Origin of the sequence: Streptococcus mitis (genome assembly GCF_026782895.1) — a bacterium.
In the GTDB taxonomy this organism is placed as follows: domain Bacteria; phylum Bacillota; class Bacilli; order Lactobacillales; family Streptococcaceae; genus Streptococcus; species Streptococcus mitis_CB.
In genome coordinates this window covers 269829-288914 of record NZ_JAKUXJ010000001.1, presented here as the reverse complement: position 1 = coordinate 288914, position 19086 = coordinate 269829, and the positions used below count along the sequence as shown (strand labels likewise).

General features: G+C 40.4%; 17 protein-coding genes. 4 read left to right on the top strand and 13 right to left on the bottom strand.

Annotation, left to right across the window (positions count from 1 at the left end; genetic code table 11):
- Positions 1-3: 3 nt before the first annotated feature.
- On the bottom strand, positions 4-822 hold the full coding sequence (locus tag MK480_RS01415; RefSeq protein WP_268707086.1) for a Cof-type HAD-IIB family hydrolase: 819 nt from the start codon (positions 820-822) through the stop codon (positions 4-6).
- A complete protein-coding gene (locus MK480_RS01410) occupies positions 822-1613 on the bottom strand; it encodes a Cof-type HAD-IIB family hydrolase (RefSeq protein WP_261096105.1) in 792 nt (263 codons plus the stop codon). Before MK480_RS01410 ends, MK480_RS01415 begins: the two co-directional genes overlap by 1 nt.
- A gap of 230 nt (positions 1614-1843) precedes the next feature.
- Between MK480_RS01410 and MK480_RS01405 the strand changes: the two genes are divergently transcribed.
- Positions 1844-2539 (top strand): VIT1/CCC1 transporter family protein, encoded by a 696-nt coding sequence (locus MK480_RS01405; protein ID WP_153199044.1) that lies wholly within the window; start codon positions 1844-1846, stop codon positions 2537-2539.
- Positions 2540-2733: 194 nt separating this feature from the next.
- On the opposite strand, the gene MK480_RS01400 is transcribed toward MK480_RS01405, so the two are convergent.
- The 6 genes from MK480_RS01400 to MK480_RS01375 all read right to left on the bottom strand — a co-directional run bounded on the left by MK480_RS01400 (position 2734) and on the right by MK480_RS01375 (position 9556).
- On the bottom strand, positions 2734-4722 hold the full coding sequence (locus tag MK480_RS01400) for an ABC transporter permease (protein ID WP_268707085.1): 1989 nt from the start codon (positions 4720-4722) through the stop codon (positions 2734-2736).
- Position 4723: 1 nt separating this feature from the next.
- Positions 4724-5482: an ABC transporter ATP-binding protein gene (locus MK480_RS01395; protein ID WP_000173372.1), complete on the bottom strand. Its 759-nt coding sequence runs from the start codon at positions 5480-5482 to the stop codon at positions 4724-4726.
- Between the two features lie 372 nt (positions 5483-5854).
- Entirely contained in the window at positions 5855-6127 is a 273-nt protein-coding gene (locus MK480_RS01390) for a PspC domain-containing protein (protein WP_033685104.1), read from the bottom strand.
- A gap of 58 nt (positions 6128-6185) precedes the next feature.
- Positions 6186-6635 carry a SprT family protein gene (locus MK480_RS01385; protein ID WP_023947670.1) on the bottom strand — a complete coding sequence of 150 codons (450 nt, stop codon included), beginning with the start codon at positions 6633-6635 and terminating at the stop codon, positions 6186-6188.
- Positions 6622-8751 (bottom strand): Tex family protein, encoded by a 2130-nt coding sequence (locus MK480_RS01380; protein ID WP_268707115.1) that lies wholly within the window; start codon positions 8749-8751, stop codon positions 6622-6624. Before MK480_RS01380 ends, MK480_RS01385 begins: the two co-directional genes overlap by 14 nt.
- 391 nt (positions 8752-9142) lie before the next feature.
- Positions 9143-9556 carry a PBECR3 domain-containing polyvalent protein gene (locus MK480_RS01375; protein WP_261065202.1) on the bottom strand — a complete coding sequence of 138 codons (414 nt, stop codon included), beginning with the start codon at positions 9554-9556 and terminating at the stop codon, positions 9143-9145.
- 152 nt (positions 9557-9708) lie between these two features.
- On the opposite strand from MK480_RS01375, the gene MK480_RS01370 reads away from it, so the two are divergent.
- From MK480_RS01370 to MK480_RS01360, 3 genes are read left to right on the top strand one after another with little or no spacing between them, the layout of a single operon-like run.
- Positions 9709-9840: an SPJ_0845 family protein gene (locus MK480_RS01370; RefSeq protein WP_000268685.1), complete on the top strand. Its 132-nt coding sequence runs from the start codon at positions 9709-9711 to the stop codon at positions 9838-9840.
- Positions 9841-10746 (top strand): permease, encoded by a 906-nt coding sequence (locus MK480_RS01365; protein ID WP_268707084.1) that lies wholly within the window; start codon positions 9841-9843, stop codon positions 10744-10746. It abuts the gene before it with no gap.
- Positions 10743-11558 (top strand): TIGR03943 family putative permease subunit, encoded by an 816-nt coding sequence (locus tag MK480_RS01360; protein WP_261042785.1) that lies wholly within the window; start codon positions 10743-10745, stop codon positions 11556-11558. The genes MK480_RS01365 and MK480_RS01360 overlap by 4 nt, the downstream gene beginning before the upstream one ends.
- A gap of 126 nt (positions 11559-11684) precedes the next feature.
- Here the strand turns inward: MK480_RS01360 and MK480_RS01355 are convergent, their stop codons facing one another.
- The 5 genes from MK480_RS01355 to rnc all read right to left on the bottom strand — a co-directional run bounded on the left by MK480_RS01355 (position 11685) and on the right by rnc (position 18978).
- Entirely contained in the window at positions 11685-12737 is a 1053-nt protein-coding gene (locus MK480_RS01355) for a hypothetical protein (protein ID WP_084926560.1), read from the bottom strand.
- A gap of 8 nt (positions 12738-12745) precedes the next feature.
- Positions 12746-13519, bottom strand: a complete 774-nt coding sequence (locus MK480_RS01350; RefSeq protein ID WP_268707083.1) for a nucleotidyltransferase domain-containing protein — start codon at positions 13517-13519, stop codon at positions 12746-12748.
- 151 nt (positions 13520-13670) lie between these two features.
- On the bottom strand, positions 13671-14606 hold the full coding sequence (locus MK480_RS01345; RefSeq protein ID WP_084926562.1) for a bifunctional riboflavin kinase/FAD synthetase: 936 nt from the start codon (positions 14604-14606) through the stop codon (positions 13671-13673).
- 143 nt (positions 14607-14749) lie between these two features.
- Positions 14750-18289 (bottom strand): chromosome segregation protein SMC, encoded by a 3540-nt coding sequence (smc, locus tag MK480_RS01340; RefSeq protein WP_084926563.1) that lies wholly within the window; start codon positions 18287-18289, stop codon positions 14750-14752.
- A complete protein-coding gene (gene rnc / locus MK480_RS01335; RefSeq protein ID WP_000661487.1) occupies positions 18280-18978 on the bottom strand; it encodes a ribonuclease III in 699 nt (232 codons plus the stop codon). Before rnc ends, smc begins: the two co-directional genes overlap by 10 nt.
- Between the last annotated feature and the right edge of the window lie 108 nt (positions 18979-19086).

Below are 19086 nucleotides of genomic sequence, written 5' to 3'. Positions count from 1 at the left end.
ATCTTAGTTCTCCTTTAGCACATATTCTTCGATAGCCCAGGCGACAGCTTCCTCATCATTGGTCATTGGAGTTACCACATTTGCGACTGCCTTAACTTCAGGAACAGCATTTTGCATGGCAACACCGAGCCCTACCCATTCAATCATAGAGAGGTCATTGGCCTCGTCACCACATGCCATGACTTGGCTTTGGTCGATTCCAAGATGGCTGATTAGTTTTGCCAAACCTGTTGCTTTATGAACATTCTTTGGTGACCACTCTAGCAACATTTCACGTGATTTAAAGATTTCATATTGGTCAAACAATTCTGGAGAAATCTTCTGAATGGCTGCATCCAAGAGTTCTTGAGCAAAAGCAGTCACACATTTATTATAAGTCATTTGACTAGATAAGTCTGCAAAGTCCACTGGAACAAAGGTCAATGCTGGATTGAATTTGGCATAAAGACTTTCTTGGTCTGATTGAATTTGATAAACAGTTCCTTCTGAGATGGCGTCAAGAGGCAGTGATAATTTCTCTGTTTCTTCATACAATCGTGCTACATCATCATATGAAAAGACTGTCTTATCAAGGATTTCACCTGTATTCTTTTGAACCAAACCACCATTAAAAGTAATCGTATACTCATCTTCCTGACCGTCAGTCCCTAGCTCATGGAGAAAGAAATCCATAGCTTTTAAAGGGCGACCAGTGGTCAATACGACCTTGATACCACGATCACGCACAGCTTTCAAGGTTGCCTTGGTACGATCCGTCAACCTTTTATCAGTAGTCAGCAAGGTCCCGTCTAAGTCCAATGCAATCAATTTTATATCTGCCATTATAAGACCTCCATATAAGCTATAACCGACTGGTCCTTATGGTGACCAATCACTGTCTCTGCTAATTCTAAAATTTCAGGTCGTGCATTTTCAGGAGCTACAGGATGTCCCACAACCTGCATCATATGCAAGTCATTTAGATTGTCTCCAAAAGCCATAACCTGATCCATTGTGATGCCAAGTTTTTTAGCCAATTCAACAATGGCCACCCCCTTATCGACATAGTCCAGAACGATGTCAATGGATTCAAAACCAGTTGTCATGGCCTTAACACCAGGAACATGTTCATTAATCCAAGCTTCCCCAGCTTCTAGCGTTTCTTCAGTGAAGTTGGTTGTAAATTTGAAAATGTCATCTGTAATATCTTCCAAACTCGCTATTTTTTGGATATTTTCATTATAGTGCTGACTCACTTTTAAATAGGTCTCATCAACCGTATCTAGAACATAAGCTCCCTTTTTTCCCGTCAAGAGCAGTTTATTGATATCTACATAAGGTGACATTTTCAGCATTTCAAAAGTGGATAGATAAAACTCACGAGACATAGTCGCTTCATACAAGTCCTGACCTTGATATTCTACCAAACTGCCATTTTCCGCGATGAAAATAATGTCATCACGAACATCAGCAAATAATTTTTCTAGAGACAGAAATCCGCGCCCTGAAGCTACCGCAAAGTAAATCCCTTTTTCCTTGTAGGAAACCAAGAGAGACTTGAGGCGGTCCATATCAAAGCGTCCATTCCCATCTAGGAAAGTTCCGTCCATATCCGTTGCTACTAGTTTAATCATAAAATCTTTCTTACTCCGATTAGTAAATCTACCTCCTATTATACCATAGATAAGTAGAAAAAGGACTAGTCTATCAGCTTTGCTTCTCTTTTATCCCTCTCTACTAGCTAGTGCTGTTTCTAACTTTTAAAAAAGCTCGTAAAATTAAAATCGTGCAACTTTTTTCAGATACTTTTAAAAGATTGATTTCCCTATATTTTTCCTTTATACTGGATAAAAAGGAGAATAGTATGTCAGAAACAAATCACGAAATCGATTCAAATTTTTCAGGTCGTTTAAATATCCTGCGTGCTGGTGTTCTTGGTGCTAACGATGGGATTATTTCCATTGCTGGTGTGGTTATCGGGGTTGCTAGTGCTACAAGCAATATCTGGATTATCTTTTTATCAGGATTTGCAGCTATCTTAGCTGGTGCCTTTTCAATGGCTGGTGGAGAATATGTGTCCGTTTCAACTCAAAAAGATACTGAGGAAGCAGCCGTTGCGCGTGAGCAAGTCTTGCTAGATCAGGATATGGAACTAGCCAAAAATTCCCTCTATGCTGCCTATATTCAAAATGGTGAGTGTGAAACATCAGCCCAACTTCTCACCAACAAGGCCTTTTTAAATAATCCGCTTAAGGCTTTGGTAGAGGAAAAATATGGGATTGAGTATGAAGAGTTTACCAATCCTTGGCATGCTGCTATCTCTAGCTTTATTTCTTTTTTCCTTGGTAGCTTACCACCAATGCTTTCAATTACCGTTTTCCCAAGTGAATACCGCATACCTGCTACTGTCCTTATCGTCGGTGTGGCTCTTCTTCTCACTGGTTACACTAGTGCCAAACTTGGAAAAGCCCCAACCAAAACAGCTATGATTCGAAACTTGGCTATTGGCCTCTTGACCATGGGCGTTACCTTTCTGCTAGGACAACTTTTCAGCATTTAATACTCTTCGAAAATCTCTTCAAACCACGTCAGCTTCGCCTTGCCGTATATATGGTTACTGACTTCGTCAGTTCTATCTGCAACCTCAAAGCAGTGCTTTGAGCAACCTGCGGCTAGCTTCCTAGTTTGCTTTTTGATTTTCATTGAGTATAAAATACAAGAAATACCTCGATTTTGAAGTCGAGGTATTCTTTTTTACATTTGCACAATCTTGCGATAGCTTCTTGAAGTAATCATGAAAATCAGCACATAGGCGATGAGGAAGACAGCGCAGATAGACAAAGTCACTGTCAACATCATAGTCGCATCCAGTACACCTATCACTTTAAGAATCAGGCTAAGCATATGATAGGCAAAGGCTAGGTGTAGGAAAGCAAAGAGCAAAGGGAGGAAGAAAACAGTTAAAACCTGTTTGTTAATGGTTTGCTTGATTTGCTTTTGATCTAAACCGACTTTCTGCAAGATAATAAAGCGTTCACGGTCTTCATAACCTTCAGAAATTTGCTTGTAATAGATGACCAGAACGGTTCCGACCATAAAGATAATGGATAGGAAAATACCGATAAAGAAGACACCACCAAAGAGGGCACTCATCTGAGCACTAGCATCTGCTAGATTGCTACCATACACATAGCTACCTTCCGTGTTTAATTGAGCATTAAACTGATTGAGGTATTTATCATATTCTTCAGCGACCTTGAGTTGTTCTTCTTCGTTGGCATTTACATTCATGCCACCGTAAAACTGATTATAGATAGCCGAATCTGGGAATTGATCCAAAAAGGCTTGTAAATCAGCTACAACAAGGTAATTGTAATCAGCAGTCAAAATATTAAACTGATTTGGGACATGGTTGACAATGAAATCTTTATTAAATTCTTCTTTGACAGAAAATTGATGATCATTTAGAGTTAGAGTTTTCTGTTCTTTAACTCCCTCATTCTTTGCAAAGAGTCCGACCTCATTTCCTGATAGAGACAGTTTTTGACCAGTCATATTTTCATAATCTTTTTGATCAAATACCATGAAAACTGTTGTGGGTTGGACACGATTTTGTCCTTTTTCAAAAAGGGTTAACTTATTTCCTTCTTGGTTCGCAACACCAAAGTAAGTGTAACGAAACACTTCTTTTTCTTTAATCTGATAACCTTTGTCACTTGCAAACTGGCTCAAGAGTTTGTCCAAGTCTTCTTTTTCAACATTTTGCCCTGAAACCCCAAAATCATGAGGATTTAGAACTTTTTTAAAGCTTTCTGCGGAATTGAAAATGCTTGTCGCTGCTGACATGGTTACCAAAACCATTGTTGACAAGATAGCGATGGTTGCTAGTCCAACTGCATTTTTCTTCATACGGAAAATCAAGTTAGACACTGAGATAAGGTTATTTGGTTGGTAATAGTATTTCTTGTTTTTCTTTAAGATTTGAAGGAAAACGGTAATTCCTGCATTAAACAATAGATAAGTACCAAAGATAACCAGTAAAACAGCTATGAAGAAGGTTGTTAAGGCTGTAAGAGGATCTTTTACCGTAAGGGCAAGATAGTAGCCAATCCCTAAACTAATCGAACCAAGAATAGTTTGGAGAGGTAGGAAACGACCTTTTTTCTCTCCGCTTGCTTTCTCACGTGAGAGCTGGAGGGCATTCATACGGGCGATTCGAAGGGCATTCAGGAACATGAGGCCTAGGAAAATCAAACCGAAGACAACAAGTACTGCAATGACAACATTCATTTGGAAGGTAGCGACCAGCTCAACCTTCAATTTCATCAGTTTGAGCAAGAAAGCGAAAATCAACTTGTCAAACAAGGCTCCAATACCGATACCTGCTCCAACAGTTAGAATCCCAAATAGCACTAACTCCTTAAAGGTCATACTGATAAGATGACGCTTCTCCAAGCCCAACATGCCATAAATTCCCAGTTCCTTGGAACGGTTTTTCATAACAAAACTATTGGCATAGAGGACGATTATCGCTGACGCAAGTGTGACGACAAACATACCAAATCCAAGAGTAGCTTGAATGGTTGATCCTCCACGGATTTCAGCAATCTTGGGATTGAAGGTTAGAGAGTAAAAGAGATAGGTGACAGTGACTGCCAAGAGAACAGCCAGCGCAAAAGGATAGTAGAGTTTGCGGTTTTTAATCAAGTTCGATACCGCTAACTTATTGGTTAATCGAAACATACTAATTCACCTCGCTTGCCATGACAGTCAAGGTATCAGAGATTTCTTGGAACATCTGACGCTCTGTCTTCTCTCCACGGTAGATTTGATTGTAAAGAATGCCGTCTTTGATAAAGAGCACGCGCTTGGCTCTGCTAGCTGCTGCTGTGGAGTGGGTTACCATGAGAATGGTTTGGCCGCGCTCATTGATTTCATCAAAAACATCAAGTAAGGCTGCAGATGACTTGGAATCAAGGGCTCCTGTTGGCTCATCCGCAAGGAGAATTTCAGGTTCTGTGATGATGGCGCGGGCTACTGCTACACGCTGTTTCTGACCACCTGAAATTTCGTAAGGGTACTTCTCTTGCAATTGGTTGATGCCTAGATTCTCAGCTGTCACCACCAATTTCTTCATCATCTCCGTAATAGGTCTCCTTGACAAGACAAGCGGAAGCAAGATATTGTCCTTAACAGACAGAGTATCTAGCAAGTTAAAGTCTTGGAAGACAAAGCCCAGCTTTTCACGACGGAAGCTAGAAGCCTGTGAATTTTTAATGGTTGCGGTGTCCGTTCCATTTAAGTAAACTTGTCCACGAGTTGGTTTATCCAGCATAGCTAGAATATTGAGAAGAGTTGATTTACCAGAACCAGACTCACCCATGATGGCAACGTAGTCACCCTTTTCGACGGTAAAGTGAATATCCTTGAGGGCTTCTACTTGGTTGCCCTGAAAACGAGTTTTATAAATTTTTTGAACGTGTTTTACATCTAAAAGTGTCATGAGAATCTCCTTTCTTAATATCCCATCAAATGAAATGTCGCTTGCATCATAGCACATCCAAGTTGAACGCGCTCAATATCTTTGTGGTTTGGTTGTTTTGTTTTCTTCTGTAAGATTTGTTTCATGATGTTACTCCTTTGTTCTTTATGAGTCTAGTTTACATCAAAAAAAGACCGCTTGCCATAACCTAACCTTACAAAAAAGACTTTAATCTTACATTTTTGTAAGATTGGGGGAAATGTAGATATTTTATTAAAAATATTTTACCATAAAAAGAAAGTAAGAAGAAAACCCTTGCAGATACAAGGGTTCAGAAATTTTAAAATAGATTAGTCGAATTCATAGACTAACAGTAAAATAACTGTTTCTACCTCACCAAAACCATCCATCATTTTCTTCAATAGCTTGGGCTTCTTTGCGTTTACGTGGGCCTGTTCCGTACATTTCTGCTTCGATTTCTTCCTTGGTTGGCATGATAGAAGCTAGGATGATATAGATAATCACGCCAAGTCCAAAGTTTGCAACTGTAAAAATGGCAAACAAGAAACGAACAAGGGTAACATCAAAGTTCCACTTGTCTGACAGACCTGCCAGAACTCCTGAAATCATGCGATTTCGTCTCATTTTATAAAATTTACTGTTCATGATTTTTCCTCTTTCTGCTAGGTTAGACATAGTATATCACGGGTAGGCTCGGCTTTCATCAGTCCTCAGGTTGATTTATAAGTAGCAATTTACCTCGACAAAGTCCACAGCGATAGCGTTTAGTATCAATCCTACGCTTGCGATGATACCTTTGCTGGCAGGATTGACAACGATAAAGCTTGAGTGGTTTAGAGTTACTATTTGGCAAGGTTGGTACAAACCGTAATCCATCCACTGCTTTCAACAGTTCCTTAAAATCTCGATCCTTGTGTTGATAGCCCTTCCCTTGAAAATAGAGGTGATAATGACAGAGTTCATGTCGGACAATTTTCCTAAAAACATCCAGACCCAATTCCTGATAAACCTTTGGGTTGAAATCCAAATGCCCATCTTTGGGGAAAAATCGCCCACCTGTCGAACGTAGACGCCTATTCCACTGGGCATGATGGATAAAAGGTCTGCCGAAGTCTTCTAGCGAAACTTGCTTGACGTAATCAGTCAGTTTCATTTGGAGCTAGAAGCGACAGATTGACTTTTTCACGTTCAGTGTCAATTTTCTTAACCCAAACGGTTACCAAATCACCGACAGACACCACTTGGCTAGGATGTTTGATAAATTTGCGACTCATGTGGGAAATGTGTATCAAGCCATCCTCATGAATCCCGATATCAACGAAGGCACCGAAGTCAACGACATTACGCACCACACCCTCTAGCTTCTGACCAACCACTAAGTCTTTGATATCTAGGACATCTTGGCGAAGCACAGGTGCATCAAAGGAGTCACGGAAATCTCGACCTGGTTTGAGAAGGTCAGCAATGATATCTTTAAGGGTTTCTGGACCAAGTTCTAGTTCTTGCGCCATTTCCTTGACTGAAAGCGACTTGAGTTTGCTTTGGGCTTCTTCGTTCAAGTCTTTGATATCCAAGCGTTTGAAAAGTTCCTTGACAGCAGCGTAATTTTCTGGGTGAACTCCTGTATTATCAAGGATATTGCTACTTTCTGGGATACGGAGGAAACCAGCAGCCTGCTCAAAAGCCTTGGCTCCCAGACGAGGAACCTTCTTGATTTGAGCGCGTGAAGTGATTTTTCCTTCTTCCTCACGGTATTTGACAATATTTTCAGAAATAGTTTTGTTGAGTCCAGCGACATGGGAAAGAAGAGCTGGGCTGGCTGTATTGACATTGACACCGACTTGGTTCACCACGGTATCGACGACAAAGTCCAGACTTTCAGACAATTTCTTTTGACTGACATCATGCTGATATTGACCGACACCGATTGACTTAGGATCGATTTTGACCAATTCAGCAAGGGGATCTTGCAAGCGACGGGCAATAGAAATAGCAGAGCGTTTTTCAACGGTCAAGTCTGGAAACTCCTGACGAGCTAGTTCACTGGCAGAATAGACAGAAGCACCACTTTCATTGACGATAACATAGCTGACCTCAGGAAAATCTTTAAGAACTTCTGCCACAAAGGCTTCGCTTTCACGACTGGCCGTCCCATTTCCGATAGCAATAATTTCCACGCCGTATTGACCAATCAAGTCTGCCAAATCTTTCTTGGCTTCTTCGATTTGACGAGCAGAGGCTGGTTTGACAGGATAAATGACCTGAGTTGTCAGCATTTTTCCTGTTGCATCCACGACAGCTAGCTTGGCACCTGTACGAAAGGCAGGGTCAAATCCTAGAACCACACGCCCTTTCAGCGGAGCAACCAAGAGGAGATTTCGCAGATTGTCAGAAAAGAGTTGGATAGCCCCTTCTTCTGCTTTTTCGGTTAATTCTGTCCGAATACGGCGCTCGATAGCAGGCAAGACTTTTTTCTTAACGGATTGCTGAACCACTTCATCAATATAAGCATTTTTCACCTTGAAACGAGCTGCAAAGAAAGCTAGAATACGGTCCGTCGCATGTTCAAAACCGACCTTCAAAATCCCTAGTTTCTCCCCACGATTGAGCGCCAAGGTACGATAACCTTGCATGTTCCCAACCGTCTCTGAAAAATCATAGTAAATTTGAAAAACCTGCTTTTCATCAAGACTTTCATCCTTGACTTGAGAAGTGAGTTTAGAGTGTCTCAGCACTTCCTGATAAGTCATGGAACGCAAGGTCACATCTTCCGATAAGGCTTCAACCAAAATATCAACTGCACCAGACAATGCTTCCTTACCAGTCGCAAATCCTTCACAGACAAACTTTTCAGCTTCCTTCTCTAAGTCCGCTACATTCTGCAAGATTAAGCGAGCAAGTGGGAAGAGTCCGGCTTCACGGGCAATGGTTGCCTTGGTACGACGCTTTTCCTTATAAGGAAGATAGAGTTCTTCAACGTCTGCTAATTTTTCGGCAGCTAAGATAGCTTCTTCCAATTCCTTGGTCAACTTACCTTGTTCTTGAATCTTCGCCAAGACAGCTTCCTTGCGGTCATTGAGATTGGTCAGACTTTTATCCAAATCGATAATGGCCTTAATCGCCACCTCATCCAGACTACCAGTCATGTCCTTGCGATAACGAGCGATAAAGGGAATAGTCGCCCCTTCAGCAGTCAAACTTAGAACAGTATCAATTTGCTTTAAAGTCACTCCCAAATCCTGAGAGATTTTTTCATATTTTTTATCCATGACTCTATTATACCACAAGGTAATATTATTCAAATTATCTCTTACAATTTTAAAACATAAGTTGGGAAATAAATTTACTTCATTTCAATATTCTATTCATTGAGAAGGTTGCAATTTAATTCTAATAGTTTACAAAAGGATTAGTGATTAATTGCACTGTTTTTATTTTTGACAAAACGCTTTATAAAGCTATTTGTTGAAGTTAACGAATCAATTTTCAGAGCAAATAAAAAACCGCAAGCCTGAGCCTGCGGTGAGTATAATCTATTTTGAAATTTTAAATAAAAAAGGAGCATTTAAGCCCCTCCTTTGAAATAAAGGACATTTGGCTGGTCGGTGTACCCAGCATCTCAGATACCTTTTTCAAGGTGCGGCAGGAACCTTTCTGCCCTCAAATGTCTTTCGTTAATATTATTGTAGCACTATCTATTTTTTTGTCAAGCTTTCTCAATCTACCAGACTTAATACGACTTTGTAACTTGAAATCTTGTAGGCGATACATGGTCGGAACATAAAAGAAATCTCCACTTTTATGTAACTTGATGGCAACAAGAACATTATCATCAAATCTTTTTACGTATTCAAAACTAGCATCTTTCTCTCGTGGATTGACCCCGACGAAATCTGGGTTCTTTAGTATGAATTCCAAATCTTCGATATGATGAATCACATCATTGTGATGGCGTTTTATCATATGGCTTCTCAAACCGTCTTTGTTAACCTTTATGTCGCTCGTTTCAAGAACAATATCAAAAATTTCTTTTACTTCATAGGTAACCTGACCGATTTTTTCATGATCCACCATTTCCTCCGTTATTCCACAACTATTATATCACAATTATAGTGTATATCAGGATATATCAAGCTCTATTATTCGTTAGATACTCAATTTTAACTTTTCCCTTTTCCTCAAAATAATAGTATAATAGAGGTAGAATTTAGAATCGAGGTACACCTATGGCTGTAAAATTTACAAAACGAGACGACTTGGACAAGATGTTTGAAGAGTTTGCGAAACTCCCTGATTTGAAACAAGTCACTTTCCCTGATGATAAGGAGAAAAAAGCTAAAGCAGAAAAGAAAAACTAGATGGCTGCTTTCCAACAACTCCCATCTAGCGTGCTTCAGACTGGAGCCATTTTTCTCTCCATTATCATTGAAGCCCTACCCTTCGTTCTGATAGGAAGTATTGTTTCAGGGCTGATTGAAGTCTATATCACACCTGACAAGGTTTATCATTTTCTCCCTCGAAATCGTTGGGGGAGAATCTTTTTTGGGACCTTTGTCGGGATTCTTTTTCCCTCTTGTGAATGTGGAATTGTCCCCATTATCAATCGTTTTCTGGAAAAGAAGGTCCCCAGTTACACGGCCGTTCCCTTTCTCGTAACAGCACCTGTCATCAATCCCATTGTTCTCTTTGCGACCTATTCTGCCTTTGGCAACTCCTTCCATGTCGCCCTGTTACGAGCTCTGGGTTCCATTCTTGTAGCTGTGATACTTGGAATTTTTCTGGGATTTTTCTGGCGAGAACCGATTCAAAAAGAAAATCGTTTGGCCTGTCATGAGCACGATTTTTCTCATTTGAGTCCTGCAAAAAAAGTTTTTCAGGTCTTTGTGCAAGCCATTGATGAGTTTTTTGATACGGGACGTTATTTGGTATTTGGCTGTCTCTTTGCCTCTGTTATACAGGTCTACGTTCCAACTCGGATTCTGACCACTATCAGTGCAACACCTATTTTTGCCATCCTGCTCTTGATGCTTTTGGCCTTTCTTCTGTCGCTCTGTAGTGAGGCGGATGCCTTTATCGGGGCTTCTCTTCTCTCGAGTTTCGGATTGGCACCAGTTATGGCCTTTCTGGTGATTGGCCCAATGCTGGATATCAAAAATATTCTCATGATGAAAAATTACTTGAAAGCACGATTTATCAGTCACTTCATTACGATTGTGACACTCGTTGTCTTAGTCTATTCTCTCTTGATTGGAGTCATCCTATGATTCGATTTTTAGTTTTAGCTGGCTATTTTGAATTGACCATTTATCTCCATCTGTCGGGCAAATTAAACCAGTACATCAACATGCACTATTCCTATCTGGCCTATATTTCCATGGTGCTTTCCTTTATTTTGGCAATTGTTCAACTGTATATTTGGATGAAGCAAGTCAAAACCCATAGTCATCTGAACAGCCGATTAGCGAAGGTTACTAGTGTTGCTCTTCTGGCTATTCCTATTGTCGTCGGCTTAACTTTTCCAACTGTTAGCTTGGATTCTCAGACCGTTTCTGCCAAAGGCTATCATTTTCCCTTATCGGAAGGAACGGATCAAGCCATTCAGACAAGTGAAGGAACGACAAGCCAATATTTGAAACCAGATACCAGTTCTTATTTTTCAAAATCAGCCTATGAAAAGGAAATGCGAACTGCGGCGGATAAATACTTGTCCCAAGATAGCATTCAGATTACGAATGAAAACTATATGGAAGTCATGGAAGCTATCTACGACTATCCAGATGAGTTTGAGGGTAAGACAGTCCAGTTCACTGGCTTTGTCTATAATGACCCCAGTCATGCCAATAGCCAATTTCTGTTCCGCTTCGGCATTATTCACTGTATCGCGGATTCAGGTGTCTATGGATTACTGACCAAGGGAAATACCCGTCAGTATGAGAACAACACCTGGATAACAGCCAAAGGAAAACTGGTCAATCACTACCATAAAGAACTCAAACAAAACCTCCCAACCTTGGAAATCGAAAGCTTTACCAAAGTCGATAAACCAGAGAATCCCTATGTGTATCGCGTGTTTTAAAAAAGCAAGCTAAGACCATAAAAGTTAAAACGAACAAGTTCTCTTCTGAATGACAGAAAAAGAGCCTGTTCGTTTTTTATTAAATAGTCTATAGTAAGATGTCATTTTTGATGTTTTATAACTTTCTTATGTTGTATAAAAATCTATCGATAAATCGCTATCAGACTCGTATTTTTTCCAAGCTAAACTGAAGCCATAATAATCTTCAAATTCAGGGTGCCAGTCATAATAAAGTGGGATACGACTATATTTTCTTGCAACAACTTCGTCTTCAAATTCTGGAGACTCCCCTGCAGTAATACCAAATTGAAGGCCATTTAGTTCCCAGCTATTGCCCCAAACATTTTCATCCGAGAGAACATCGATCCATCTCGAGGCATCAATATCAAAATCAGCACACAACTCCAGTTCATAGAATCTTCTACAGTTAATCTCTGAAGGCTTTATATAAAGGGCTCTGTCTACTTGGTACTTTTTATCGCTGACTTGAATTTGTGTAATTTTCATTGGAATAGGAACACCATTTAATTCTAACCAGAAATAGCCTAAGGGAGTTTTGATAACGTAATATGTTTGCTGAGGCGCAGGTTTAGCGTTTTTAGAGCAAGCATCAAAAATTCTTCCAAGCTTAATTAAATTTCTACAAATGATTTTCGAAGTGAATGGGTCGAAATGTGAATACCTACGAATGACACGTTTTAACTTTTCAACAGGAAAAGTGATATCCTTTGGTAAGGCATGATACTTCTGTACAACTAAAGCAGTTTTTTCAGTATTTTCCTTCCCTACTGGGACAATAACAGCGTGCCCAATATGGATATTTGGGTCATCGCAGATATAAGTATAGCCATTTCCTCCCTCCTGAAACTCAACAACAACGATATTTAACTCTTGATCCGGATCAAAGAGATGCTCGACCTTTTCAACTTCTTGGCGTTCATAAAAAGTAAAGCGATCTCCATCTCCGTCTTCGCCAAAAACCATGAAACTACCGCATTTAGGACACTTCCACATATAAAATGACGCCTCTGAAATGTCTTCATAAGAAATTGAATCATTACCATCTTTTTTATTCATGATTTCTACTAACAACTCATCCGAGTAAACTGAATAAGCATTTGAATCGGGCGACCTATGGTCGTTCATCGCTTGCCCGCATTTACATGTCCATTTACCCATAAACAACCTCAGTCATGCCCTAATTCTTCAAGAAAAACTTGATTTAGAGCTTTCCAGTCTTTCTTCACCTCGGTAACACTTTGAACGTATGCATCCAGCTCTTTGATGTTTTTGATGATGTAGTACTGGATTGGCATTATCGGATCAATTTCCATACTTTCGGGACCGTTTATCTTAATGTCAAGTAACCTTGATACATGCTCCTGCATTTGAGAAGGAAGTAATTCTTTGACCAAATCATCAAACAAAATCGGTGGAACAGAATGATATTTTTCAATCCAGCGACAAGCCAAAATAGGACGCAGCGCATAGAAATATTTTTTAGGTTTGACCTTGTCTCCTGAAAGATACTTATTCATTTGAGTTCTTGCAGTGTTCAAGTAATGGTACAGCATTTTTTTCTCAGAAAAATACTGGGTTGCAAGTGGACGTATGTGCTCGATAAAATCCGTTTGTTGATAAACAATTGGTGACTGTAACCATTCAAACAGTGTAGGATTAGACTTATAAAGGAGTTTTAAAGTCTTGTCTAAATCCCAGCCACTCACATCCCAAGTATCGTCAATTGGTAGCTCGATAACATCGCGCTGTTCATTCAAACGGAGATAAAACTCTTGCTTGTGTTTGTAGATAAATCGTACATCAAAGTCACTATCGGGAGACTCAAAGCCCCATGGACGACTACCAGACTCAATAGCCCACAAAACTGTGACATCGAAATCACGCTCAATTTCTGCTAATTTTTCGGGTACCAGAACATTCATTTCTTCTTGCGTTTGCATAATAAAGCCTCGTCTATAATTTGAACATAAACAGTTACTAAAATAGGAAACTAGGAGGACTGAAAGTGCTTTGTATCAAACTATCAAAACTACTACCAAAATAACTAATCCATCTAATAGCTTTTTCAGACGTTTTCTATACCTGAGACCTTTAAATGACAGAATCTCCATCCTTCCAATTCCGAGCAATTTCTTCATCCTTCTGGAGTTGGTCTACCAGTTCTTCAACGGAGTCAAATTTGACCATTTCTCGGACACGGTCTAACCAGTAGACAATAACTGTTTCACCGTAAATGTCATCTGAAAAATCAAAAATATTGACTTCAAAACGTGGCTCTTCTCCATCGAAAGTAACATTTTTCCCGACACTCGCCATTCCACGATATCTTTTACGCTGCACTTCAATATCGACTACGTAAACACCATCTGCTGGCATATAGGTTCGATCTCTTAAAACTAAGTTTGCTGTTGGGTAACCGATAGTCCGTCCACGAGCATTCCCATGAACAACCATTCCACGTGATGGTAGAGGAGTGCCAAGTAACTGACCAGCTTCTCTGACATCTCCATCAAGAATAGCTTGACGAATACGAGTAGAACTAATTTTACCCTTTTCATCCTCAACGGGAGGAACAATGATGATTTCTCCATCAAAATAGTCCTTCAAATCATCCGCAGTTTTCTTATCAGAACCAAACGTGTAATCAAATCCCGCTACAATAATCGCTGGTTTTAATGCTCTAACATAGGTATCAAAGAACTCTTGACCCGTTAAACTAGCAAATTTACTACTAAAGTCAAGTAAGAAAAGAGCCTCTACTCCATGCCATTTCATCTTATGTTCTCGTTCTTCATGGCTAACAATATGAAGCATTAATTCTGGCTGGTACGGTTGCAAAGCAAGCTTAGGTGACTCTGTAAAGGTCATCACGACAACTGGTAGATATTCTTTCATAGAAGCCTTGCTAGCTACTTCAAAAAGCTTCTGATGTCCTTTATGAATACCGTCAAAATAGCCTAATACAAGAACTGTTTTATCAGGTACTGCGATGTCTTTTTCATTTTTTATAGGTACTGTTGTAATCATGAAACTATTATATCATAGAGAAAGCCTTTTCGCTAAAAGGAAAGCCCAAATGTCGTTTTTTGCCCCTGAACTGACCTTAAAAAATTATTCAAGATGTTAGTTTTAAAAAATAGCATCCCCTAAGAGATGCTATCGTTTGGTAACTAGTCTACTGTTTCTTCCAAATCTTTTAACTTGACCGAAACAATTTTTGACACACCTGATTCTTGCATGGTCACTCCATAGATAGAATCAGCCGCTACCATGGTTCCCTTACGGTGTGTCACAACGATAAACTGGCTGTCCTTGTCAAATCGATTGAGGTAATCCCCGAAACGTTTAACATTGGCTTCGTCAAGCGCAGCCTCTACCTCATCCAAAATCACAAATGGAATAGTCTTAACTCTAATAATAGAGAAAAGCAAGGCTAGAGCTGATAGGGCTTTTTCCCCACCACTCATGAGGTTGAGGGACTGGATTTTCTTGCCTGGTGGTTGAACAGAGATCTCAACCCCAGCTGTCAGCAAATCCCCCTCAGTCAAAATCAGGTCCGCCTGACCTCCACCAAACATCTGCTTGAATGTCACTTTAAAGGACTCACGAATGGCTTCAAAGGTTGATTTAAAGCGTTCCTTGACCTCATCATTCATCTCTGTGATAGTCTCAAGGAGCAGATTTTTCGCTGACAAAATATCATCTCGCTGACTATTTAGAAAGTCCAGACGGTTGTGAACTTCTTCATACTGGTCAATAGCTTCCAAGTTGACAGGACCCAGTGTGCGAATAGCCTTCTCTAAATCCTTAACTTCTTGCTCTGCCAGATTGAGATTTTCCAACTCATGAGACTTTTCTAAAGCTTCAGTATAGCTAATCTGATACTGGTCTGTTAATTGACTTTGTAGATTGCGCAAGCGATCGCTGACCTTTTCTTTCTTAGCTTCAGCACGTGTTTGCTTTCGAATCCATTCCTCATTCTGCTGGCGAGCCTGATCCAAATGACTGGAAATATCATCCAGCTGACCTTCAATATCATCCAACTCAAACTGCTTGCGAATCAAACCTTGTTGGAGGTTTGTTTTCTGAGTTTTGGCTTCTTCTACCTGTTGACTGAGCAAATCTGTATCAACTTTCTCAAGATTGTCAACCTTTTCTTGAAGAAGACGCTGGATTTCCTCTTGTTCTATATCTAAATTGTCCAATTCTTTGCCTAAACGCTCAATATCAGCTACTTCATAACGTTTTTGCCCTTGCAGTTCTGTCTTAAGCAAGCGAGCTTGCGCTACCTGTTCTTGCAAGTTCTGATAACGCTCTTGGATGGCATTTTTGTTAGACTTAATCTCTTCAATCTCAGCTTCCAGATTTTGCTTGTCACTGGAAATAGTAGCAAGGCGCTCTTGGCATTTTTCCTTATCTGCTTGCCAATCTCCCTCAGTAAGACGATTTAATTCCTCTTCTTGGAGTTTCCAAAGAGTTTCTAGCTCTTCAACTTGCTGACTAGTTTGCTGATAAGCGAGGGACAAACCTTGCTCCTGAATACGAGCCTGCTCTCCTTGAGATTTGATAGCTTCTAAACTTTCTGTCAATCTAGCCATCTCATCTTGCAAGGTCTTCAAAGTCGCCTCTTCTGAACGAAGACTTGCTTCTTCTTCAGCAATTTCTTTTTGTAATTGCTCCAGTTCTGGCTTGATAAAAATGCTGTTATTCTGGCGATTGGCACCACCTGCATAAGAACCACCTGTGCGCAACTCTGTTCCATCCAATGTCACCATACGAACCTGATAACGAACCTGGCGAGCTGCTGCACGCGCATGTTCCACACTATCAAAAATAGCTGTTGTAGCTAGCAAGTTCTTGAAAATAGCTTCCAACCTATTATCGAATGTCACCAAGTCATCTGCCATACCAAGGAAACCTGGACTTGCAGAGATAGCATCTTGGTTCTGACTAGAAATCGTACGCGCCTTGATAGTGGTCAAAGGAAGGAAGGTGGCACGACCAGCTCTGTTTCGTTTGAGGAAATCAATCGCCTTAGTTGCCGCCCCCTCATCTTCTACAATGATATGCTGACTGCTGGCTCCCAGTGCAATCTCTAGGGCAGTTTGATAATGTACATCAAAGGTCAGATGCTCACTGACTGCCCCAATAATCCCACCAAGGCGGGTTTTTTCTTGGAGAACACTCTTAACACCTGCATAAAAGTTACTATGATTTCTCAGGATATTTTCCAAACTTTGGGCTCTAGCCTGCTTGTTTTTGAGATTATCCAGACGGTCAAAGAGTTGATTTTGTTGAGCCTGATAGGAAGATTTCTGATCCTCTTGCTCCTTGGCAATAGCTTGGTAGTCGGCCAATAATTTTTGAACCTGCTCCTTGGCAGTTTCAAGCTCAGCCTCTTGCTGACTAGCCTTCTCTTTAGCTGAAGCCAGTTGTTCTTTGAGCTTTTCTAGTTGATCTGCTTGTTTTTGAGAAAGCTGACGGCTATTTTCCAACTCATTCTCGATACGGGTTAACTGGTTTGAGACATCGGCTTCTTCTTGTAAAAGGGCTACAAAGCGTTCACGTAAGAGCTCAATCATCTGATCAGGATCATCTGAAAAAGCTAGCAATTCAGCTTCTAAACGATTGAGTTTTTGATTATTTTGGACTAGATTTTCCTCTAAGAGTGCTAAAGAGCTTTCCTTATCAGATTTTTCTCTGCTGAGTGAATTTCTCTTATCCTCCAAAGTAGCCAAACGGGCTTGTGCTTCCTGTTGATTCAGAGCTACTTGCTCAGATTCCAGTTTCGATAGGGCTAATTTTCTCTCTAAATCACTAATCAGACTGGTCAAATCCATCAAACTGCCTTGGTCTTTGGCCATTTCAGCCTGTAAATCTTGGCGTTGCTTTTTAAGAGTTTGATTTTCTTCTTCTAATTTTTCACGCTTTTGGTAGTAGCTCGTCAAGAGTTCCTGAACCTGTGCTAACTCTTCTTCTGTCGACTCTAGTTCAGCCTTATTTTCCTTGATTTGAGCAACAAGGACATCCAAGTAAATAGCCTTGCGTTGACCTTCCAAATCTAAAAACTTACGAGCATTTTCAGCTTGCTTCTCAAGAGGCTTGATTTGATTGTCCAACTCATAGATAATATCCTCTAAACGGTCTAAATTATCCTGAGTTTGTTGTAGTTTACTCTCTGTCTCTTTTCTACGAGTCTTGTATTTCAAAACTCCTGCAGCTTCTTCAAAAATGGCTCGGCGTTCTTCAGGCTTGGAGTTGAAAATCTCCTCAACCTTCCCTTGGGAAATGATAGAGAAGGAATCTCGTCCCAAACCTGTATCCAAGAAAAGATCATGAATATCACGCAGACGGACTTTCTTTCCGTCAATCTTGTATTCGCTATCTCCACTACGATAGATATGGCGTTCTACCCTGATTTCTTGTCCTGCATCCTTGATAAATCCGTCATGATTATCCAGAGTCACAACTACAGAAGCATAATTGAGAGGTTTGCGACTTTCGGTCCCAGCAAAGATAACATCCAGCATCTTGCCACCACGGAGACTCTTGACACTTGACTCCCCCAAGGCCCAACGCAGACTTTCTGTAATATTGGACTTTCCAGATCCATTGGGTCCAACAACTGCTGTCACACCTTGGTCAAAGACGACCTTGGTCTTATCAGCAAAAGACTTGAATCCCTGAATTTCGATTTCCTTTAAATACATGAATCCAGCCCTTTCTCAACGGCATTTTTGGCGGCTTCCTGCTCTGCTAATTTCTTAGAACGACCTTGACCTTGACCAATGCTCTTACCTTCAACGAGAACTTCTACATCAAAGACCTTATCGTGGGCAGGACCCGTTTCAGAAATTACCTGATAACGAATAGCCACATCCCCATTGACCTGAAGTAACTCTTGGAGATGGGTTTTGTAGTCTGTAATCATCTCAAACTCGCCTGCTTCAACCTTAGGAATCATGACTTGATAGATAAATTCCTTGACCTTGGCCACATCCTTGTCCAAAAGGAGAGCACCAAGAAAGGCTTCGAAGGCATCCCCAAGAATGGTGTCACGATTGCGTCCACCAGACTTTTCTTCCCCCTTACCCAGCTTGATAAACTGGTCAAACTGGCAATCACGCGCAAAACCAGCCAAACTCTCCTCGCGAACAATCATGGCACGGAGTTTGGACAAATCACCTTCAGGCTTTTTAGGATATTTTTTATACAGATATTCTGAAATCAATAACTGTAGAACAGCGTCTCCTAAAAATTCCAAGCGTTCATTGTGTGAAATTTTTAAGAGGCGGTGCTCATTGGCATAACTCGTATGAGTAAAGGCAGTCTCCAGTAAGTTTTTGTCTGCAAATTCGATTGCAAAATGGTTCTTTAGTACAGTTTGTAATTCTTTCATACCAACCTCTTTCTAACTGATAACAGTCCTTTTTATTATATCAAAAAAAGCCCCCTGAGTCACTCTAAAATGGGACTAGAGGGGATTTGGGCATTCTTTAGACAGAGA

What these genes read in the sequence shown, in the direction of transcription:
- rnc (WP_000661487.1), bottom strand. Translation starts at nt 18,978, where the DNA reads ATGAAAGAATTACAAACTGTACTAAAGAACCATTTTGCAATCGAATTT.
- MK480_RS01380 (WP_268707115.1), bottom strand. Translation starts at nt 8,751, where the DNA reads ATGGATAAAAAATATGAAAAAATCTCTCAGGATTTGGGAGTGACTTTA.
- MK480_RS01365 (WP_268707084.1), top strand. Translation starts at nt 9,841, where the DNA reads ATGGCTGCTTTCCAACAACTCCCATCTAGCGTGCTTCAGACTGGAGCC.
- MK480_RS01400 (WP_268707085.1), bottom strand. Translation starts at nt 4,722, where the DNA reads ATGTTTCGATTAACCAATAAGTTAGCGGTATCGAACTTGATTAAAAAC.
- MK480_RS01385 (WP_023947670.1), bottom strand. Translation starts at nt 6,635, where the DNA reads ATGAAACTGACTGATTACGTCAAGCAAGTTTCGCTAGAAGACTTCGGC.
- MK480_RS01370 (WP_000268685.1), top strand. Translation starts at nt 9,709, where the DNA reads ATGGCTGTAAAATTTACAAAACGAGACGACTTGGACAAGATGTTTGAA.
- MK480_RS01410 (WP_261096105.1), bottom strand. Translation starts at nt 1,613, where the DNA reads ATGATTAAACTAGTAGCAACGGATATGGACGGAACTTTCCTAGATGGG.
- MK480_RS01415 (WP_268707086.1), bottom strand. Translation starts at nt 822, where the DNA reads ATGGCAGATATAAAATTGATTGCATTGGACTTAGACGGGACCTTGCTG.
- MK480_RS01360 (WP_261042785.1), top strand. Translation starts at nt 10,743, where the DNA reads ATGATTCGATTTTTAGTTTTAGCTGGCTATTTTGAATTGACCATTTAT.
- MK480_RS01395 (WP_000173372.1), bottom strand. Translation starts at nt 5,482, where the DNA reads ATGACACTTTTAGATGTAAAACACGTTCAAAAAATTTATAAAACTCGT.
- MK480_RS01350 (WP_268707083.1), bottom strand. Translation starts at nt 13,519, where the DNA reads ATGCAAACGCAAGAAGAAATGAATGTTCTGGTACCCGAAAAATTAGCA.
- MK480_RS01390 (WP_033685104.1), bottom strand. Translation starts at nt 6,127, where the DNA reads ATGAACAGTAAATTTTATAAAATGAGACGAAATCGCATGATTTCAGGA.
- MK480_RS01375 (WP_261065202.1), bottom strand. Translation starts at nt 9,556, where the DNA reads ATGGTGGATCATGAAAAAATCGGTCAGGTTACCTATGAAGTAAAAGAA.
- smc (WP_084926563.1), bottom strand. Translation starts at nt 18,289, where the DNA reads ATGTATTTAAAGGAAATCGAAATTCAGGGATTCAAGTCTTTTGCTGAT.
- MK480_RS01345 (WP_084926562.1), bottom strand. Translation starts at nt 14,606, where the DNA reads ATGATTACAACAGTACCTATAAAAAATGAAAAAGACATCGCAGTACCT.
- MK480_RS01405 (WP_153199044.1), top strand. Translation starts at nt 1,844, where the DNA reads ATGTCAGAAACAAATCACGAAATCGATTCAAATTTTTCAGGTCGTTTA.
- MK480_RS01355 (WP_084926560.1), bottom strand. Translation starts at nt 12,737, where the DNA reads ATGGGTAAATGGACATGTAAATGCGGGCAAGCGATGAACGACCATAGG.